Consider the following 19,026-nt stretch of genomic DNA (forward strand, 5'->3'; position numbering starts at 1 on the left):
CCCGACGCGTGTTCTCGATGGCGATGGGCAATGCAGCCGCTCAAGCTGATCGCTCCAGCAATAGTCTGATCTTGGTGGGATGGCCTGAGATGCCAGAACGGGCGACCCCCCAGAGGCCATATACCTCCAAATATCATGAGTGCCATCGCCATCTGAGCTATAAAAATCAAAGCCCTAAAGATTTGAGGCATTTGAAAAATCCACTGTGGCAATGCCTGTGCCATATCGCGCGTTACACGCTATCAAACAGGAAGCGTCACTGGCAAAAAAGTTTTCTGTTGTTGATCCTGCCGAGCTGCCAGTTTGGCATTTTGGCAAAAAAAATAGAAATGTTTTTTTCTCCTAAAATCACAAACGTCCTCGATTGATGAGTCACCCACTATGATATCTGTAAAGTACCAAGTGACGCAAACGCCTCCTGTTTAGCGGCCGATGATGGGATTTTTTCGTGTCAAAATGAGACTTTTTGATGGGGCTGGTCCAGTACGGTAAAACAGTTTATTCTCATTCTGGAAGTCGATTTGCCACCTCCATAATTGGCTCGTCTCAATCTGAGACAATTACACATCATCTCAACGCATCTAGTGCCTTTAAATTACTCTTAGATTTATAGTTTTGCCCTTTGCGGTTAACATGTCATTATAGGTAAGTCGGGGAGCAGGACGATGGGTGCGTTAAGTAAGAAAATACCATCGCTATTTCAGGAAAGGGGCGCCACACTTTTGGAGCAGTTGGTGGCTATTGCCATATTGGGAATAGCGGTCTTGCTGCCAGCCTCGCAAATCTCTCTGACAGAGAAAGCCATCCGGCGGGCTCAAATTCAAAACGAAGCTCAACTTCTGGCTCGAAGCGTGACCGAGGACCTACTTCTTCAGTATAGCTCCAACCCAGACCTTGACGACGGCGTGACTCATACCCGTCACTACAATCGCAAATCGCAATTGACCACACCCACATTAGCCTACTTCACAGTGAACTGGGTGATTGTTCGCCATAGCCCCATCCGAGGCATTGCTGAGGTAAAACTCACGCTTTCATGGAATGATGCTATGGGGCCCGGCGCATTGGTGTTTTGGACGGCTCGGGTGGTGCGAAGATGAAGAGAGTATCTGCTGGGTTTTCGCTAGTTGAACTGCTTGTGGCCACGTTGATCGGCGTGATGGTGCTCTTAGGTATCGGCACTATAATAAACGCCATCAACCATCAAAGAACGCGAATCGAAACCATTGGCGAGCTGCAATCTGCAATCCATATTGCTGAGCGGAAGATCTATCCTCTACAAGAAATTGGCGGTGGCAGTTTGCGCCCGTGGCACAGCTTGTGGGTCGAAGACAACTGTGCGGCACGATTAGATCTTCCCAGTTGTAATGGGTCAGACCGCGCAACAGTAATTAATGTTTCCGACTCGCCTGAATGTAGTATCGTAAGTTACGATTCAGACACCAAAACCATTGAACTGAACCTCGAACCCGCTGGAGATTGCTGCTTGCAAGCCACCGACGAGAAGAAGTCTCTTTTTATGCTCAATGGGGATTTTCAACAATTAGCTTTCATAGATACCATTGATATGGCGACGTGCAAAGCCGTCCTCGCAAACCACTTGCAGGGTAGTCAGTTTGTCAACTTACCGGCAGATGACAATGATTGGGTGGGGGGGTCGTCAACATTGGTAACAGTTGGAACCTATTACTGGGATAGCACTTTGAACAATCTTAGTTTAGCCAGCGACCTTGACAATGATGGTCTTATCGCAAGCGGCGAAACAGTGAAGCTCATAGACAACGTATTTGAATTTCAATTGGCACTTGGCTATGACTTGACTCCGTCAGACGGGGTGATCACCAACACCAATGATGACGATGACGAATGGCTTTACAATTTTGGTAATACGGAGTCCCTGGGTGTTGGCGTATTTGCTACGACGCTGCCTCTGCATTTGCGTCAGGTCGAAGTGCACATGGTGCTTGCACTTCCCCGCCAGCCATCCGCGCCCACTTCTTTTTCTGACCAATATTTAAACGGACCCTCAAGAACTTTTAATAATTTATATACGCAAGATTTTGTCACTCGAATGAACTTTCGAAACAGTTTACTCTATAGGTAAAGGAATGCCATGCTGAGAAGTCATAAATTGAATTCACAATCTGGAAGTGTACTGGCTGTGGTTGTGTCTCTGATCTTTGTTATCATTCTCTTGTCTGGTGGCATTGGCGCATTAGTTGATCAAAAAATCAAGGAGACCAGCCGACAAACAAAACTGTCGCAGATTGAGTATTTTTCAGAAGGCGTGTTGGAAATCACGTTAAAATTGACGCAAGATTACCTTGCCCTGTACCCGATGAAAAATGGTTTTGCCACCCTTGAAAACGACATAAATACGTATATTGCCACCCAAATGCCGGTGCTCAACACTTCTACTCAGTTTCAAATCGATTCCATTGAAATAAAAGTTTTAGAAGACCCACGGCTCGGAACAGTACCCATGGGTGCCTTTGCCGGCATGAATGCCCTACTCACAGATTTGAATATTTCCATTAATGCCAGTGACCTAAATACTTCAAGTGTGAGAAAAAGGATGAATGCGGACGTGGTTTTGGCGTCCATTAAGTTGTTTCAATTTCAACTTTTCATGAGCGAGTGGTTTGACCAGCGCCGCCCCTGGCCCATTTCATACCAGGGCCGAGTTCACGTGAACCAGGATGTTTGCGCTCGCGCACAGCCGTTTAGGATCGACCGCCTCACTAGTGGCGGACGAGTGCTCAAACCGGACAGTCCTGATTGCCTAACCCCAGCCGCTGCGGCCGATACTACAGAAATTGCAATTGATGGCACCTTTACTAATTTTGCTAACGTGCAATCTGGGGGCGATCACGGCTGTGTCAACTGCTTGGGTACTGGACTCGACTGGGTTAACTTTGCTGTAGATCGTTGGAACGGTCGTCTGCTTGATAAGGCCCACGGGGTTGAGCCTTTGCTCTTACCAATAGCCGAATCTGTTGCTGTGAGGAACTCATGCAACTATGAAGGTACACCAGTTGAGTATAATACGCTTGAGGCGTTAATTATCGAGCCACCTCAAACTACGGATTCTCCAGAGGTGAAGGACCAAAGACTTTCCATTCAGGCTGATTTAAGAATCATAAACGGTGTATGGTATATCAAAGACCCGCTTAATCCTTATAATTTTCCCGGCCTACCCATTTGGTCCGACCATCCTGGTCAATTTACCACTACTGATGAAGAGGGTTTCGAGGGCACTATCGCCGTAGGACAAGATGATATCCGTGCCCGCTGGGTAGGAACAGCTACCGAATGGCCTACAAATTCGCCGCCAAAACTTTATAGCTACTATGAGTACGATACTGCATCCCAACAGATTTTTGCCAACACCCAAGGGACAGTTTCATACGGAAGCCTATTTAGAGATAGCGGTCCTACATGGCGCCCCGGCCACTTTGTAAATGCAAGCAACAGTGCTTTATGTGCGACCTCTTCATGCACCACTTGTAGCACCGATGCGATTTACGATGCCACACTCATAAATGGCGGAGCGAAAGCCACTTGCGGGGGATCAGACGTTCCCATCTCCACGGGTTTATTAAATGCGACCCGCAGTGGTTTTAAAGATGGTGTGGTTTATCAAGAGGCCCAGCCTCTACTTTCAGGATCAGACTCCAACAAACATTCAAAAAGACTTCCCATAAATTTTGACTTGGCCTATTTTCAGAGGCTTCTGGACTGTGATCCCACGACGGCCGATTATCATCCCGGCAATGTGGGCTGCTACTTTGGCACCGGCAAATTTATGAATCGCGATTTTAACGGCATGATTTACATCACCACCACTTGGCCGGGCAGTCATGGCGGTTTAGGACAGGGCACTGGTGCGGCTCCCACTTCTGATCAAGCGGCCTTTGCTCCTTACCAACATATTGGCACTGACGATGACGTAGTCCAAACCAGTGCAAGTCATCCCGGGGCGCAAAGGAGTTTGCCCTTCAACCTCTGCTCTGACAGCTTAAGCGGGCAAAAATTTGACGCCACCGACATGTTCAAAATTCCACCCTGCAATCGATACAGTCCAAGCTATGTACCGCCCACGGCTGCCCCAGCAGACCGTGCACTTGTGGCCCGAACAAACACCATGCGATTGATAAATGCGTCCGACCTCGACCCCAGTGTGTTTCCTGATGGACTCACCATTGCCACAGATCTATCAATTTTTACTGTGGGTGATTATAATTCCAGTTCAGACGTTACGTCTGCTGGTGCCACACCTTGGGTGGGCTCGTGGGTCGTTGGTGATCGAGTCATACCACTGTCCAATGGGTGGGAAGATAAAAACGCTCGCTGGGATGAGGCGCCCAACGCTCTTATAAAAGTGGCCAGTGACATAGTCATCAACGCTGCCCTAACTCCACCTCTTGATTATCTTTATAACTTTGAGGACAAACGAGGTACACTTACCACAGTGACGGGATCCCAGGCCAAGCTGTATAGGTCTCCCCGGTATTGCTATCCTATCGGTATCGTTCCCAACTACGACACTGTTGGCTATGGTGGCACCAACCAATACGTTTACGACGAACACTTCAGCGTGATTGGCAACCAACCCCCCGGCACTCCCACCTTCTACCTGAATGCTGTGAGAAAGCTTGAAAAATGACATCAACAGGGATTGCCAGTTTTTACTGGAATCATGGCAATATCTATTACTGAGTTTTATCTGACAAATTTAAGAGTATTCTAAATTCAAATTTTTCACGGCTACGGTACCGTTTTCAATTTTCAGTACGAAGGGATGATCCATCCAAGAACCCAAATTGATAGATCGAACTGTGTTGTTTTGAAATTCGAATTGATAGTCATCTGATATATGAACATGACCAGTCACAATTACTGAAAATGGTTTTTCTTGAATCACTTTTTTGGCGTGTTGACGGATCACGGAAAGGGCGCGGTCTTTGTCGATGGTTTTAGTATGAGTGGTGTATTTTCGACTGGCATTACTGGCCTGCTCACCGATTTTTGCCACCAATGGACCTGGAAGCACCTTTGATATAAAACGCATACACCTTGTGCGCAAAAACCATCTTAAAAACAAATACCCTCGGTCCTCAGGATCCATTTGGTCCCCGTGCTCCACTCTCACAGAAAGACCGTCCAGCAAAAATAGCGCTGGGCCCGGATATACCGTGGCACCCAATTGATTCTGCCAAAATTGGGTCAAATAAAGATCGTGGTTCCCCTCAAAGTAGTGAACCTGAACACCTTGCTGCAATAGGCGTCTGATTTCCACAATGGCTTCTTGGAACTTGTCTTTAAAATATTGATGGTCACCAATCCACAAATCAAAAATATCGCCCAATAAAAAAAGATGAGTGATTGGCTTTGTTGTACCTAGATCTTTTAGAAATTGAACAAACGACCGCGCCCTGGGAGATTGCATATTCCCCAGGTGTACATCTGATACGAAATACGCGGTAGCCAATGGAATTTAATCCAAAGAATCGTGGCTATCTCTGTCGCCATGATGCCGCCGCAAATAGGCTGGCGTTTCAAGGCTGTCAGAGTCAAAGGGCGAAGAGGCCACTTCTTGAGCCATACGACGAGCCGCTTGTAACGGATCTGACTCGTCCTCAACGTCCATAGTGAGCTGTTGTGATTCTTCAATAGTCCGTCCACCTTGGCTTTCTCTCCAGGCCTTGGCTTTGGCCAATAAGATATCCCGAGGCAAAGGCTCTGGGCGCTCCGGTTGGCCAGGGATTTCGGGTTTTGCTGAAATTTCTTGGGCCCCTGTTTCGCGAAGGGGCGACAACGTGGGTGGCTCAAGATCGGCTGCCATTTTGGGTTCCACTGGAGGTGGTTGTGGAACTCGAGCCGCCGGCTCAGGTCGCAACATTTCAGAGGTGCTCGGTGTGCTCACCGACACGGTTTGCTGGTTGGGCAAATTTTGAAACATATCCACCTGATTGATCTGTGCTGGCCTGCCGCTATCCATTTGCATACTTAATTGGGCTTGAGCCATGGCTTGCAGTCGATGAATCTGGTCATGAAGCGTGTCACTTTGCTCGCTGTAAAAACCTGTGGCAATCACTGTGACCTTAACTTCATCGGTAATGGTGCTATCAATAACACTTCCAAAAATCACTTCTGCATCTTCATGAGCTGCCTCGGTGATCAATGTGGAAGCTTCGTTCACCTCCCAAAGTGTCAGATCTTCGCCTCCGGTGACATTAATGATAATGCCGGTCGCCCCATCAATAGCGATGTTTTCAAGAAGAGGTGAAGAAATCGCTTGCGATGCGGCCTCGACAGCACGGTTTTCGCCAGAAGCTGAACCCGTACCCATGATGGCCATACCTTTTGCGGCCATAACAGTACGAATATCGGCAAAATCGAGGTTAATAAGACCCCTAATATTAATAAGATCAGAAATGCCTTTTACAGCTTGTAAGAGAACTTCGTCAGCCCGCTTAAAGGTTTCAAGCAGAGGCGTGCGGTCGCTGGAAATGGCCAATAGTTTTTGGTTGGGAATAACAATTAGTGTATCGACGTTTTCTTTTAGCTCTTGAATACCTAGGTCGGCATGGCGCTTACGCTTCTTACCTTCAAAGACAAAAGGCTTTGTTACAACACCAATCGTCAGTGCGCCGAGCTCTTTTGCGATTTTCGCAACAATAGGAGCACCACCTGTTCCCGTACCACCGCCCATTCCGGCCGTCACAAAAACCATGTCGGCGCCTTCAAGGGCTTCTACGATGTCATTGTAAGATTCAATGGCGGCACGCTTTCCAATTTCAGGATTGGCACCAGCCCCAAGGCCCTTGGTTAGGTCTGAACCCAATTGAATTTTGCCATCAGCCCGGTTGGCGGCAAGAGCCTGTCTGTCAGTGTTTGCGACAATGAACTCAACGCCGTTCAATCCACCCTCGATCATGGTCTGTACGGCGTTACTGCCACCGCCACCAACACCAATTACTTTTATACATGCGCCCAATTCATTTGATTCTTCAAGTTCAAACATTTTACCCTCCAACTGTAGGCTACAGTGATTTTGCGAATATCCCCTTCACTTTTTGTGCGAAATCATTCAATCGACTGCTAAAGCCAGAATTTGGCTCGGCTACAGGTACCTTTATTTTGTTTTTTTCTTCTTTATAACCAAATAGCAACAGGCCAACAGCGGTTGCGTAGGCTGACGACTTCACTACATCGGTTAGCCCTTTTATTTTTGTTGGCACGCCTAATCTCACTGGGACATCAAAGATAAAATCTCCCATTTCAACAAGACCCGCAAGTTGGCTGGCTCCACCTGTCAACACGACCCCCGAACCCAGCCGTCCATAAAATCCACTTTTGCGAATGCGTTCACGAATTAACTCAAGAGTCTCTTCTGTCCGCGCCTCAAGCACGTGACACAAGTTGCGACGAGCCAACGTGCGTGACTGTCGGCCGCCCACGCCCTCAACCTCAATGGTTTCTTCTTCATTCACCATGTCTGGCAGTGCGCAGCCAAATTTTCTTTTTAATGATTCGGCATCAACTTGAGTGGTTCGCAAGCCCATGGCCACATCGTGGGTAAAATTGTTACCACCGATAGGAATGACATCTGTATAAACCACACTGCCTTGTCCATAAATCATAAGATCGCAAGTGCCGCCGCCCATATCAACTACAGCGACACCTAAGGATTTTTCGTCTTCACTCAAAACAGCCATAGCTGAAGCCAACTGCTGAACAACAAGGCCGCTTATACGAAGGCCGGCTTTTTCAGTACATTTAACAGCATTTTGAATGGCCGCATGCCCGCCCGTGATGATGTGTACCGAGGATTCAAGCCGAACACCTGACATGCCAATGGGATCACTGATGCCATCTTGTCCATCAATTTTGAAGTCGCTCGGTATAACATGCAAAACCTGGCGATCAGCTGGAATCGCCACCGCCTTGGCCGCTTCGATCACTCGCTTAATATCGTCTTCAGCGACTTCTTCGTTGCGTATGGCTACCATGCCCGATGAATCAAATGATTGTATGTGTGAACCAACAATTCCCAACCACACTGAGGTCACTGTCAGACCCGACATGAGTTCGGCTTCTTCTTTGGCCTTAATGATCGCTTCGGCAGTGGCTTCAATATTAACGACCACACCCTGTCGAACGCCGTGGTTGGGAGCCGTTCCCACTCCGGCGATTTCAACACCGTCGGGACTGGCTGTTGCAATCACGCAGGCCACTTTGGTGGTGCCGATATCTAAGCTCGCTATAACATGTTTTTGGTGCGCATCTATCTTCGACATCCGGGTCCTCAAACGCTTGTTGCTTCTTCAATGCTGTGCAAAAACGAGCTTCCATGCCGTTTTAGCGGGTTCTCTGGGGCCCAACTAAGGGCCATATAGATATACCCTTATTTAAGCCTAGGTCTGGTTACGCAGCTTGACAACAACTTTTTTTGATAACCGAGCATCAATGACGCGCGCATGCAAACGCTCTTTTTTCAGATACTCGAGCACTCGTGTCACTAATCCGGCCCGATAGTCAAAGCGGTCTTTACCCAACCGCACTTCGGCACCCGATTGAACGAGCGTAATATAGAAGCCTTTGTCTTCAGAGTAACTCAACTCTGACACCTGTTCCGAAGTGAACAAACCTTCATGGGGCAAGCTCTCTAACAACTTCAATGCTTGTTGGCGCAACTCTGTATTTAACAAAAACTCACTTCCTCTTAGCAAAGGTAGATCCGGTATAGAAACACCCTTGAGTTCTGGAAGTAGGCTAGCGTCTCGAGCCACTGGCAAAAAGTAACCTCCGTTTTTAACCAATAGCAACTGCGGCTCATGAGGAGTTACCACTACCTTTAATTGCCCCGGCAATTGCCGTTGCACTTCGACGGACTTAACACGACGATCAGCCAGTGTCAGCGTCATGATTTCGTCCAATGAAATGGCCCAAATGGATTTTCCCTGCAACGAATCGAGCTTGGGTCGAAGTCCTTTTTCGATGCGAGTAAACAAAAGTGGCTCAGCCTCACTACCTGCAACTATCTGAACGTTTCGAACGGGCATAAAGTTTTGCGCAATCAACAAGCGGGCGCCCCAAGCTCCCCCCACGATCACCAAAAAGGCAAAAACGATTTTAAACCAAACCCGCATAATCTAAGCTCGCCATATTTAAAAGTTTGTCGACCAGGTCTTTAAACTCGATGCCCTCATGGGCGGCCGATTTCGGAAACAACGACGTGGCTGTAAAACCCGGCAACGTATTAAGCTCCATTACGTAGGCCTCACCGGCACTGGTCACGCGAAAATCCACTCGGGCATAACTTCGAACCCGACAGACTCTACACGCCTGCAGCGCTATTTCTTGACACTTTGCCATCACATCAGAGTTCAATCGAGCGGGCAGATGGTATTCCGTTTTGCCAGCCGTGTACTTGTTCTCATAAGAGTAAAAATCCACTTTTGGTGCAATCTCTATGGCCGTTAGAGCGCGATCTCCCAAAACCGGGACGGTCACTTCAAGACCTGGCACATAATCCTCTACAAGTACTATGTGATCGTATTTTCCCGCAACGTTTACTGCCGCCACAAAATCCTCAGACTTGTCCACAATACTGATGCCCACACTAGACCCTTCACGTGCTGGCTTCACTACAAATTTAGGGTGGAGAGTTAACGAAAAATCATTGGGGCTCTGGTGATGTAAGTCGATCACTTGGTAGGCGGCTGTGGGTACACCGTTGGCTCGCAAAACCTCTTTGCAAAAGGCCTTATCCATACAGACAGCCGATGCCAATACGCCGCTTCCGGAGTAGGGAATTTTTAAATATTCGCAAAGACCTTGAACCGTGCCATCTTCAGCATACTTTCCATGCAACGCCAAAAGAGCCACATCTATTTGGGCCGATGCTAACTTCTGAGGCAAATCGGCATCCGCTTCAATGACTACATATTCATAGCCCAACTGGTCTAAAGCCTTGGCAAAGGCCTGCCCCGTGTTTCGACTGACTTCTTTTTCTGCGCCCAAGCCACCTTGAACTAATCCCACTCGCTTCATAGTAAAAAAGGTATCGCGATCCCGCTGTTTTAGGTACCAAGTTCTAATTGCAACCCGGAGCGTCGGCGTCCTCACTCATCTGAATGGATAAACAGACCTGGAAAGCCCCTTAAAGAAGAGAGCCGATCATTTCAAGAGGTAGAGCTCCTGACTGGCGTTTCGCTTCTTGACCATTTTTAAAAACAATTGTGGTGGGAATGCCACGAATACCAAGTTGACCACTAATCCCTGGGTCCGCTTCGGTATCGACTTTCAAGAAAGTGGCATTCTTGTACTTTTTAGAGGCCTCTTCGAAGATGGGACCATACATCTTGCACGGTCCACACCAAGCCGCCCAAAAATCAACAATCACCGGTTGATCCGCTTTTTTAACAATTCGCATAAGCTCGGCTCCGGTCACAGAAGAAACCAAACCGTGAAAACCAAGTGGCTGCCCGCACTTTCCACAAATGGCCTCAGCCTTTAAAGCCTTTTCAGAATCCACTTTGTTGAGTCCGCGACAACTTTTGCAAACTGTGTAGGTGTGGGACATGAAAGCTCCTGTTAGTTGTTATTTAACCAACTTGCCGATACCGCCGACTCGTTAATCGTTCGTTGATTGATGGCCGGCTGATCCACAAAATACCCCAATGCCCTTACTATGCGAGTGGCTTCTTTGGCAATCGTCGTGTTTGTAAGATCAAAATCCTGTGGGTTTGGGTTTTCAAAGGCCTCAGCCACTTGAAAATTCTTTAACCTTGGAAACCGCTGCTCTGAAAAAAAGCGGGCTGCGTCTGCATAATGGCAGCTGGCACAATCCAAATTGTTGGAGTTTGTGAATTTTGGGTTTCTAAAACGTTCTATGGGGCGAAACAGTTCTTTAAAAATAGGCTCATCGCTTTCATTGTTTTTGCGATCGCCTCGATTGATTATCGGATAGATAATGTCTTCTTCGGGATAGTCATCGGGTAAAACATTAAAAACGGCGTCCATGGCCTTGCCTGGTACTTGATAGCTCGATCCTTCCTCAAAACCTGTATTAAAAATATCTTCAGTTAGCGCCCCAATTCTCGGAACCTCAAAGGCCTGCCACTGCTTCTGATTGTTTTTCTTAAAACCACCAAAGCGCCACCATCGACTAGGCACCAATAACTCCATAAACGTCAACTGATAGAGATTTTCCTCCCCACAAAACTCAACAAGCATCTGCAAAAGTTTTTGATTGAATTGGTCGGCATAGTTCAAATTCATCAGCGCCGGGTGTATGTTCAGGGGAACCCCTGTGGTGGTCACACCCCAAGATTCTGACTCTATTTTTAAACTCCACAGTCGATGGCTTACGGCCTCCCGTTGAATCTCTGACAGCCTATAAAATGAATGGACGGCGGCATCCAGAGCTTCCCACTCCCCTGTTTTTACGTTCTTTTCAATGGGTTGCCACACCATTCGAAATTCAGGTTCACACTGATCTGAGGCACAGGGGTCAAACCTCACCGCAACCACTCGAAGATTTTTATTGTAGTATGTTTCGTTTCCCGCCCCCGCAGCCACAAGAGGAGGCACCTGTTCATATATAGATTTGGGCAACAGCACGCCCTTGGGTCCCATCGCTGTGGGAGCCAACAACTGACTCAAGTCATTGGCCTCTTTTCCAGGAATATTAAACAAAAATGTCACATCGTTTAGATTCCAACTTAAATTGGCCTCAGACCATCCCCGCACAGGCATCAAAACCGAAAAACCCGCAACAATAGAAGCAAGAATACAGATAACTATTTGCATGAATCCCCCCTAACAAACCTATCCCTTACCTTTTGCTGAAGGCTTTCGTCACGGACAAAGGCAGAAAGGTATCCCTTTCCTTTTTGCACTGCGGGTCGTCAGTGGCTCAGACTCCACGCAGGCAAGTCGTCAAAACTCCTAAATGGAAAATACAGCGAGGAATTGGTGGTATTTTTTATCGTTTTTATGGATTTCATTTACGATGTGATACTGAAGCCCAAGGCCCAATTCTTTAGACCAACCTTCAATTCCTTGACGCGAAAAGCCGTGATGCTTCACTCCCATGGCTCGATTGTCTGGGTGAAATGTTCCATCTTCTTCATCTAAATCCACTATGGCCATTCTGCCGCCGGGGTTTAGCATTTGTTTCATTTTCATTAACATTTGATCGGGCGCTGCGAGATGGTGAAAGGCCATTGAACTCACAATCAGATCGAATTTTTTTGGCAGGTCCTCGTGCTCAAGATCTATCAGCATGGAGCTTATCTTTTCAACCCCATTGGTTTTTTGATTGAACACCTCAAGCATGCCAGCAGATGTATCAACACCCAAAAGGCCGCTTGCATAATCCGCAAATTCTAATCCAAATAAACCCGTACCACAGCCGAAGTCCATAATCTCAAGGGGCGCTGATAGGTTCAGAATTTCTTTGGTTTTCTCTGCCAAACCCATCATCATCTTGATCTTGTCGTCACTGTCCCACTGGGCCGCTTGATCATTAAAATGTGTCATGGGTTTCCCTCAAATCATTTGGTTCACGAAAATTTCGCATTTAGACTTTTCGTACAAATTCGGATTTCAAATTTATCGCACCAATCCCATCAATCTTACAGCTAATATCATGCCCATCGCCGGCATCTTGCAGGCGAATATTGCGCACTTTTGTACCGCTTTTTACTGTATTTGATGAGCCTTTGATTTTTAAATCTTTGATTACAGTGACCGTATCGCCATCGGCTAAGATATTTCCGTTGGCATCACGAATGGACTCGTCAGGAGATTCAATTTCGCTCTTAGCCACAACATCTGACTCCGTCCACTCATGGCCACACTCCGGGCAAATCCAAACGGCTCCGTCTTCATAAATGTTCTCTGATTGGCATTGGGGGCAATGAGTAAACATATAAAGGTATCCCTTTCCTTTTTGCGTTGCGGGTGGTCGATGATGAACACTCTCTATGAAGGACTGTCGCTTCGGTCAATACTGAAAACTCATATCCTTAAATCTGGCGATGTTCATTTACTACTTGATCAGCGGCTCGCCTTTGAAAAAGGCGTCCCTTTACTGCCCGCCGGAGCATTCTATCGAACCAAATCCTTGAGTCACACTGGAATAGGCTGGCAACGGTATGCTTGTGCCCCATGGCGAGAAGGTCTGGAATACAGAGTAGTGACCGCAATTCGGCATAAACGTTGGCCCCCGGACCATCAAACCAGCTACAGTCACTCTAATGGCAATATGATAGATATGCCCCATTGTGGGTCCAATATTTTTCAAATCGGTCTGCTCCCAATCCGAAAATGGCATATTAAACTGTTGGCGATAACGAACATGGGGCAGTCCGTTTTCAATCTTGGCTTCAACTACAAATCCATGCACAGAGCCAACAGGCTGTAAATCACCCTGCGCCTGCCGCACGCTGGTCACTAAACCATTGTAGCTCCCTCCGCCAAAAGGGCCAACGCCATTCCCATCGCCCGCATCTAACTCGCCCCCCAAACCAACGCAACTGGTTATTGTGTTGGCACCGTCAACCTGTGATTTGACTATCAAATATTTGGCCGCCAGCGGAGGCGTGACATCTCGTCCATCTTTTCTGTGAAAATAAAAAAAAGCCCTATGGGTGAGTTCCGGAGGGGCCGATGACACCAGTTTTAAATCAATGCCACTGATTTTTATTCCACCTGAAATAAAATTATCTAAAGCTATGCCTCCTAAGACTTTGCCTTGGATACTGACTGTCTCTAATTGGGCGTCATCCGCCGTATTTGATAAATTGGTGAGCTGGGTTCCGGAGAATACGCTGCTACATTGTGCTGAATCTTTCAGTCGCGCAGATATATCTGCCATTGTGGAAAGTTGATCGAATTTCGAATTCAAAAAATTTACGGATTTTTGAGTGTTTAAAATTAACAGGGAAGTGCCAGAGATAACGATAGTCATTACCCCAATCACTACCAGTAGCTCAACGATGCTCATTCCTTTAGAATTAGCTTTCCTAATCGCGCCAGCTTTCCAAAAGCGACTGTGGGCCTTTTTTAGCTCCTCTAATTTGATCCTATTCTCCCTCATAGCAACATCCTCCACTAACCAAGAATTGCAATTTATATGCCTCGCCTACAAACTAATACCAGTTTTCATCGTCGAATACTTAGTCAGTGTATAAAAATCGTACATCAATCCATACACTTTTTTCTGACCACGCCCCTCGAGAAAGCGATGATGCTTCGTCTGAGAATACTTGGCCCCGTCAACGGCAAGGTGCAACGTCAGAAATAAAGGAGCACTTCTCTCCGATGACCGACTGCAACGCAAAAAGGAAAGGGATACCTTTCTAGATGACCGACTGCAACGCAAAAAGGAAAGGGATACCTTTCTAGAGGGTGATGACTTCGGGGGTTAGGGTGACGCCGGTTTTTTCTTGGACTACTTTTTGTACGTGATCGATGACTTTTTTTATGTCATTGGCGGTGGCGGATCCTGTGTTTACTATGAAGTTGGCGTGCTTTTCTGACACCATGGCACCGCCAATATGAAATCCCTTTAGGCCGCAATCATCGATGAGTTTTGCGGCTTTGTGACCTGGTGGGTTTCTGAATGTGGACCCGCCGCTGGGTTGATGAATGGGTTGAGTCGACAATCGGTGTTTATTTTTTTTTCGCACTTCACTCATCACTTCAGGATCAGGCTGATTGGGCCAAGCCACACTGACTTTCGTAATAAACCCTGGCTGCCACCCAGAGCTGTGTCGATACTCCCAACTGATATCTTTTGTTGAGACTCGCCGAATAACGGGAGAACTGGCTGCATAGTCATAGACCTCTACCCACTTCACTATTTCACAAAACTCGCGCGGAGTTTTCTCTTCACCAACGCCAGCGTTCATCACAACTCCGCCGGCCACGTCTCCGGGCAGTCCGGTTAAGAACACCGCCGGGCTCAATTGCTTTTGCAAAAACACTTTCAACAAATCACTTTTTGGTGTACCCGCCCAACACACCATTTCGATTTCGTCATCTGACTCATTGACCTCATAGCCTCGAAACTTTTTTGTACTGAGAACTAAACCCTTCACACCCTCATCAGAGATTAATACATTGGTACCTCCGCCCAGAATGGTCACAGCTAAACCCTTTTCCTTGGCCCACGCCAAAGCCGCTTCGACATCTTCTAAAGTGGAGGGCTCTGTGTAAAACTCCGCGGGACCACCCACCTTCCACCAGGTGTTCTCTTTTAAGGGATAATTTTGTTCTATTGTTGAGCTTGGCACAAACGCTCCCCAACTTTCCATACATTGCCTGCACCCAGAGTTAAGAACACATCTCCAGCCCTCAACTCAGACACGAGTTGCTCGCCTGCGGCCTCTAAGGTGCCCACATGTTCACAAGCGCAGTCCTTGACTTCAGCACACAATTTTTCAGCCGTTATGTTCTCAATTGGATTTTCACCCGCTGGATAAATATCGAGTAAAAATAATTTATCAGCCGAATCAAAACACTCAGTAAACTCTGTCCAACAGGCGGCGGTTCGCGAATAACGGTGTGGTTGAAATAGCACTACAATTCGACGGTCCGGATATTTCTCGCGGGCGGCGGTCAATACCGCTCGAACTTCCGTGGGGTGGTGACCATAGTCATCATAGTAGTCCACGCCACCCACACATCCTTTATGTTGGAATCTTCGATCGACCCCTTTGAAGGTTTCAACACCAAGCTTTGCTTGTTCCCAACTCACGCCAGCTTCTCGTCCGGCCAACATCGCCGCCAGAGCGTTGAGAGCATTGTGGCGACCAGGCATGGGCATGACAAAATCTGCAACCCGCTGACCGTCCACCATGACTTGATATCTACCGTCACCCACGGCGTTTAAGATCACATCATTTTCAACGTTGTAGCCGTAAAAGATCACTCGTTTTGAATACTCTGAAAATACTTTTCTCACTATGGGGTCATCGCCACACACAATCGCTAGACCGTAAAAAGGCACCCTTGATGCGAATTCAAGAAAGGCTTTTTGCAGTTGAAGGAAATCACCGTAGTGATCTAAATGATCATTATCAATGTTTGTTACAATCACCACTTCGGGCGACAGCCGAGTAAAACTGCCGTCACTTTCATCGGCCTCGGCCACAATCCACTCTCCGCCCCCCAGTTGGGCCGTGGATTTTATAATATCAAGCCGGCCACCCACGACTATTGTCGGATCTAAATGACCGGCAAGAAAAACTGAAGCCGCAAGACTGGTTGTGGTAGTTTTTCCGTGCGTTCCGGCAACCGCCAACCCACGTTTTAATCGCATAATTTCTGCAAGGGCTTCTGCTCGCGGAATAAGTGGTACCTTTTTTAGTCGTGCCGCTTGAAACTCAATATTACTAGGTTTTACAGCGCTAGAATAAACCACTACTTCAGCGTCGCCTATGTTCTCTGAGGAATGTCCAATCACCACATTCACGCCAATTTCTCGAAGGCGTTGAGTGTTGGCGCCATCACTCACATCACTGCCCGTAACTTGCGCCCCCATGTTGCTTAGAAGCTCGGCCAATCCACACATGCCGATCCCGCCGACACCAATAAAATGGACCTTCGCACTAGCTAATTTCATCAAAAATATGCTCCACAATTTTTCTTGCAGCACCTGGTTGGTAAAAGGATTTCACCTTTTTTGCCATTGCTAATCGCCCGGGTTCGTCTGCTTTTAAATCAAGAATGGCTTGCTTCAAAGAATCGGCACTGAGATCTTTTTGTAGTAACATCTTCGCCGCACCGGCATTCACTAGCACTTCTGCATTTTTTTGCTGGTGATTGTCCGCCGCATAGGGGAAGGGCACCAAAACCGACGGCCGACCGGTGGCCGCCAGCTCTGACAAAGTTCCCGTACCGGATCGACAAATAACCAAATCCGCCCAGGCCAATCGTTTGTCCATGTCATGCAAATATTCGAAAACATGAACTTTGTCCGCAAGTCCCAGTTCATGAAGTTTTTCATAGACGGCTGATACCCTCGGAAAATCCACTGGTCCCGTTTGATGAACAATTTCTATCCCCTGCAACCAACTGCTGTCCTCGGCAATGGCTTCAGAGAGAGCCTCATTGATGCCGCGAGCCCCTTGACTGCCACCGAACACTAAAATTCGAAATTGATTTCCTGAGGGCGCCGGCTCGGCCATAAAATTGTCAAATTTGCCTCGAACTGGCATACCCACTTGTTGATACTTTTTGGCCTTCATGCGCGGCTTGGCTTCAGGAAACACCACAAAGGCTTCATCGACAAAACGAGACAACCATCGATTAGCCAATCCCGGAATTGCGTTTGGCTCCCAAATAAAAGTTTTAATTCTAAAAAAAGAGGCCAGCAACAGCACGGGAGCCGAAGCATACCCGCCCACACCTAAAACAAATTTGGGTCGATACCGCAGCAACAAATACACACTTTGCATAAACGCCAATGGCAATGCTAAAACAGTGAGCCCACGCTCAAATACAGACACATTACTGTTGAGCCTTCCCACTGAAACCATATGCAATGGATAACCTTCTTTGGGAACTATCTTTGATTCTAAACCTTTTTTTGAACCCACGAAATGAATGGACAAGTCGCTGTCTACAGATTTGAAAGCTTGTGCCATGGCCAACGCTGGATAGATATGGCCGCCGGTACCACCACCAGCAAGAAACCCTGTCTTGTTCAAAATTCAACTCGCTCTCTTGTTATATTGGAGCCCCATTTCCAGATTTCAGTGGCCGCCAACGCAGCAAGCCAACCATTTTGAATTATATCTTCAGTCCTGAAAAGGACTTTTTCGGCTTAGCTCTTGTCTGCCTCTCAATGTTTAAAAGCAGACCCAGAGCAAGGCAAGTGGAAACTAGCGAGCTTCCTCCATAGCTGAGAAAGGGCAAAGACAGCCCCTTGGGAGGCAAAAGACCCATAACCACACCCACATTGACAAACACTGTCACTCCCAAAGTTAAGGTGAGGCCCAGTGCCAGAGCCTGGTCGAACCGAGAGTGACCACGCACTGTGATTTGCAGTCCTCGAAAGATCAAAAATCCATACAGCAACAAGACAAACACCACACCCAGAAAACCCATCTCCTCGCCCAAAACCGCAAATGTAAAATCATTGTGCGCCTCAGGAAGAAAGAATAACTTTCCCTGTCCCTGTCCAAGCCCCACTCCCCAAAGGCCACCAGAAGAAAAACTAAGCATACTTTGAATGGCCTGAAAACCTTTTGCCTCTGGGTCGGCCCAAGGATCAATAAAAGATTTTATTCGGGCATAGCGATAGGGAACATTCAAGACAAGAAAATAAAAGGCTGGGACGGCCGCCACCAAAGCTGCCAATATGTAACGCCACTTAAGACCATAGGCAAACAACACAAAGAAAGACACCATAGCACAAATGGCAAAGGTTCCAAAATCGGGTTGCCGCAACAACATCGCAAGCGGAGTCAACACAATCAATGCCCTGATCGCCCACCTTCGCCACGACACTTGATATCCTCGAGCAATGATAACAGCCATGACTATGGGCAAACTGATCTTCAATAACTCACCAGGTTCAAACCGCTGACCTAGAGGCAGTTTTAACCATCGCATTGCACCTCCAGCCTTAATCCCCAAGCCCGGCACAAAAGTGGCAGCAATTCCTAGACCGGCGATCACCCACAACAGCACACCCCACCTCTCAACAAAGCGCCAGGGAGCATTTGCAAAGGCCAACATTCCGGCAAATCCTAGTGCGGAAAAGACCAATTGCCGTTTAAAAAAATAATGCCCGTCACCGTAGGACTCTATGGCAAATATAAAGCTCGACGAATAAACCTGTACTAGACCTAAGCCCAAAAGAAATAAGACAACAAAAAGCACACCGCGATCAAGCTGCAACTTCATAATAGAAACTGACTCCCCCGATGCGACACAAGGTCGATCCCGTATAGGATACCTTTACGCATCCCCAATACGCAATCCAAAGGGGTTACCTTTGTC

Annotated in this window: 18 protein-coding genes; 4 read left to right on the forward strand and 14 right to left on the reverse strand. The window is 47.4% G+C overall.

Features of this window, described 5'->3' with window-relative positions; all coding sequences use genetic code 11:
- Positions 1-17: 17 nt before the first annotated feature.
- The 4 genes from H6626_09110 (at position 18) to H6626_09125 (ending at position 4,666) form a co-directional block, all read left to right on the forward strand.
- On the forward strand, positions 18-368 hold the full coding sequence (locus H6626_09110; protein ID USN46374.1) for a hypothetical protein: 351 nt from the start codon (positions 18-20) through the stop codon (positions 366-368).
- A gap of 297 nt (positions 369-665) precedes the next feature.
- Entirely contained in the window at positions 666-1,100 is a 435-nt protein-coding gene (locus H6626_09115) for a hypothetical protein (GenBank protein USN46375.1), read from the forward strand.
- Positions 1,097-2,104 (forward strand): prepilin-type N-terminal cleavage/methylation domain-containing protein, encoded by a 1,008-nt coding sequence (locus H6626_09120; GenBank protein USN46376.1) that lies wholly within the window; start codon positions 1,097-1,099, stop codon positions 2,102-2,104. The genes H6626_09115 and H6626_09120 overlap by 4 nt, the downstream gene beginning before the upstream one ends.
- Before the next feature lie 27 nt (positions 2,105-2,131).
- Complete coding sequence (locus H6626_09125) at positions 2,132-4,666, forward strand: hypothetical protein (GenBank protein USN46377.1); 2,535 nt, start codon at positions 2,132-2,134, stop codon at positions 4,664-4,666.
- A gap of 69 nt (positions 4,667-4,735) precedes the next feature.
- Here the strand turns inward: H6626_09125 and H6626_09130 are convergent, their stop codons facing one another.
- The 14 genes from H6626_09130 to ftsW all read right to left on the reverse strand — a co-directional run bounded on the left by H6626_09130 (position 4,736) and on the right by ftsW (position 18,930).
- The gene (locus H6626_09130; protein ID USN46378.1) at positions 4,736-5,449 is read right to left on the reverse strand and encodes a UDP-2,3-diacylglucosamine diphosphatase; all 714 of its coding nucleotides are present in this window, start codon (positions 5,447-5,449) and stop codon (positions 4,736-4,738) included.
- 48 nt (positions 5,450-5,497) lie between these two features.
- The gene (ftsZ, locus tag H6626_09135; GenBank protein USN46379.1) at positions 5,498-7,027 is read right to left on the reverse strand and encodes a cell division protein FtsZ; all 1,530 of its coding nucleotides are present in this window, start codon (positions 7,025-7,027) and stop codon (positions 5,498-5,500) included.
- A 19-nt stretch (positions 7,028-7,046) separates the two neighbouring features.
- The gene (gene ftsA / locus H6626_09140; protein USN46380.1) at positions 7,047-8,303 is read right to left on the reverse strand and encodes a cell division protein FtsA; all 1,257 of its coding nucleotides are present in this window, start codon (positions 8,301-8,303) and stop codon (positions 7,047-7,049) included.
- 117 nt (positions 8,304-8,420) lie between these two features.
- Positions 8,421-9,155, reverse strand: coding sequence for an FtsQ-type POTRA domain-containing protein (locus tag H6626_09145; protein USN46381.1), 735 nt, complete (start codon positions 9,153-9,155; stop codon positions 8,421-8,423).
- Entirely contained in the window at positions 9,139-10,050 is a 912-nt protein-coding gene (locus H6626_09150) for a D-alanine--D-alanine ligase (GenBank protein USN46382.1), read from the reverse strand. The genes H6626_09145 and H6626_09150 overlap by 17 nt, the downstream gene beginning before the upstream one ends.
- Before the next feature lie 118 nt (positions 10,051-10,168).
- Positions 10,169-10,591, reverse strand: coding sequence for a thioredoxin TrxC (gene trxC, locus H6626_09155; GenBank protein USN46383.1), 423 nt, complete (start codon positions 10,589-10,591; stop codon positions 10,169-10,171).
- Positions 10,592-10,602: 11 nt separating this feature from the next.
- Positions 10,603-11,820, reverse strand: coding sequence for a hypothetical protein (locus tag H6626_09160; protein ID USN46384.1), 1,218 nt, complete (start codon positions 11,818-11,820; stop codon positions 10,603-10,605).
- Between the two features lie 138 nt (positions 11,821-11,958).
- Positions 11,959-12,552 (reverse strand): class I SAM-dependent methyltransferase, encoded by a 594-nt coding sequence (locus H6626_09165; GenBank protein ID USN46385.1) that lies wholly within the window; start codon positions 12,550-12,552, stop codon positions 11,959-11,961.
- A gap of 40 nt (positions 12,553-12,592) precedes the next feature.
- On the reverse strand, positions 12,593-12,943 hold the full coding sequence (locus tag H6626_09170) for an alkylphosphonate utilization protein (GenBank protein ID USN46386.1): 351 nt from the start codon (positions 12,941-12,943) through the stop codon (positions 12,593-12,595).
- Positions 12,944-13,102: 159 nt separating this feature from the next.
- Positions 13,103-14,113 (reverse strand): hypothetical protein, encoded by a 1,011-nt coding sequence (locus H6626_09175; GenBank protein USN46387.1) that lies wholly within the window; start codon positions 14,111-14,113, stop codon positions 13,103-13,105.
- 304 nt (positions 14,114-14,417) lie between these two features.
- Positions 14,418-15,311, reverse strand: coding sequence for a UDP-N-acetylmuramate dehydrogenase (gene murB, locus H6626_09180; GenBank protein ID USN46388.1), 894 nt, complete (start codon positions 15,309-15,311; stop codon positions 14,418-14,420).
- Positions 15,293-16,642, reverse strand: coding sequence for a UDP-N-acetylmuramate--L-alanine ligase (locus tag H6626_09185; GenBank protein USN46389.1), 1,350 nt, complete (start codon positions 16,640-16,642; stop codon positions 15,293-15,295). The genes murB and H6626_09185 overlap by 19 nt, the downstream gene beginning before the upstream one ends.
- Entirely contained in the window at positions 16,629-17,729 is a 1,101-nt protein-coding gene (gene murG, locus H6626_09190; protein USN46390.1) for an undecaprenyldiphospho-muramoylpentapeptide beta-N-acetylglucosaminyltransferase, read from the reverse strand. Before murG ends, H6626_09185 begins: the two co-directional genes overlap by 14 nt.
- Positions 17,730-17,811: 82 nt before the next feature.
- Positions 17,812-18,930 (reverse strand): putative lipid II flippase FtsW, encoded by a 1,119-nt coding sequence (gene ftsW / locus H6626_09195; protein ID USN46391.1) that lies wholly within the window; start codon positions 18,928-18,930, stop codon positions 17,812-17,814.
- Positions 18,931-19,026 lie beyond the last annotated feature (96 nt).

The sequence above is a fragment of the Pseudobdellovibrionaceae bacterium genome (assembly GCA_023898385.1).
Taxonomy (GTDB): domain Bacteria; phylum Bdellovibrionota; class Bdellovibrionia; order Bdellovibrionales; family UBA1609.

Coding starts and splice junctions, on each gene's coding strand:
- H6626_09110 (USN46374.1), top strand. CDS start 18: ATGGCGATGGGCAATGCAGCCGCTCAAGCTGATCGCTCCAGCAATAGT.
- H6626_09115 (USN46375.1), top strand. CDS start 666: ATGGGTGCGTTAAGTAAGAAAATACCATCGCTATTTCAGGAAAGGGGC.
- H6626_09120 (USN46376.1), top strand. CDS start 1,097: ATGAAGAGAGTATCTGCTGGGTTTTCGCTAGTTGAACTGCTTGTGGCC.
- H6626_09130 (USN46378.1), bottom strand. CDS start 5,449: ATGCAATCTCCCAGGGCGCGGTCGTTTGTTCAATTTCTAAAAGATCTA.
- ftsZ (USN46379.1), bottom strand. CDS start 7,027: ATGTTTGAACTTGAAGAATCAAATGAATTGGGCGCATGTATAAAAGTA.
- ftsA (USN46380.1), bottom strand. CDS start 8,303: ATGTCGAAGATAGATGCGCACCAAAAACATGTTATAGCGAGCTTAGAT.
- H6626_09145 (USN46381.1), bottom strand. CDS start 9,155: ATGCGGGTTTGGTTTAAAATCGTTTTTGCCTTTTTGGTGATCGTGGGG.
- trxC (USN46383.1), bottom strand. CDS start 10,591: ATGTCCCACACCTACACAGTTTGCAAAAGTTGTCGCGGACTCAACAAA.
- H6626_09160 (USN46384.1), bottom strand. CDS start 11,820: ATGCAAATAGTTATCTGTATTCTTGCTTCTATTGTTGCGGGTTTTTCG.
- H6626_09165 (USN46385.1), bottom strand. CDS start 12,552: ATGACACATTTTAATGATCAAGCGGCCCAGTGGGACAGTGACGACAAG.
- H6626_09170 (USN46386.1), bottom strand. CDS start 12,943: ATGTTTACTCATTGCCCCCAATGCCAATCAGAGAACATTTATGAAGAC.
- H6626_09175 (USN46387.1), bottom strand. CDS start 14,113: ATGAGGGAGAATAGGATCAAATTAGAGGAGCTAAAAAAGGCCCACAGT.
- H6626_09185 (USN46389.1), bottom strand. CDS start 16,642: ATGAAATTAGCTAGTGCGAAGGTCCATTTTATTGGTGTCGGCGGGATC.
- ftsW (USN46391.1), bottom strand. CDS start 18,930: ATGAAGTTGCAGCTTGATCGCGGTGTGCTTTTTGTTGTCTTATTTCTT.